A 603-nucleotide genomic window follows, 5' to 3' on the forward strand; every position below is an offset into this window, starting at 1 on the left:
CGGCCGGAGCCTGGGGGAGCGCCGCCGGGGCGGGGGGCGCCTGCACGGGCGCGGCGGGCGCGGCGGCCAGCGGCGGTACGGCGGCCGGGGCGGGGGCCGGCGGTGCCACGGGCGTCCCGGCCTGCCCGAACTCCATCGACGCCAGGTCCCGCAGGATCTCGTTGGCCCGCAGATGCGTACGCCCGATGGCCAGCCCGTGCTCCTTCACGGAGGCCACACCCGGGATCACGTCGTCCACGCGGCCCTGTTCGTCGGCCCGCTCCAGCAGGCCCATCATGCGCTGGGCGCTGCTGAGCTGCCCGTTGAGATAGTCGTCGTGCAGGGCCAGGTGGTCGGCGATCAGCTCGGAGAGCCGGTCGTCGGCGGGGGCGGGTACCGGGGCGGGGTGCGCTTCTTCCACGAGCTCGCTCTCCAGGACGTCTGAGGGGCGGGGCAGGACGGCGGCGGGCCGCTGTGCGGCGGCCGCCCCGGCCACCGGCACCGGGTTCTGCACGGCCGCCTCGACGACCGGCAGCGGGCCCTCCACGGCGGACACGGCGACCGGCACCGGCGCGGCAGCGGCGGCCGGGGCAGCGGCGGCGGGGGTGGCGGCGGCCGGGGTGG

Annotated in this window: 1 pseudogene; it reads right to left on the reverse strand. The window is 79.1% G+C overall.

Annotated elements, in window-relative coordinates:
- Positions 1-603, reverse strand: a pseudogene (locus KVT45_RS55110) (hypothetical protein); the annotation flags it as partial.

Origin of the sequence: Streptomyces sp. GbtcB6 (genome assembly GCF_019091475.1) — a bacterium.
Classification (GTDB): domain Bacteria; phylum Actinomycetota; class Actinomycetes; order Streptomycetales; family Streptomycetaceae; genus Streptomyces; species Streptomyces hyaluromycini.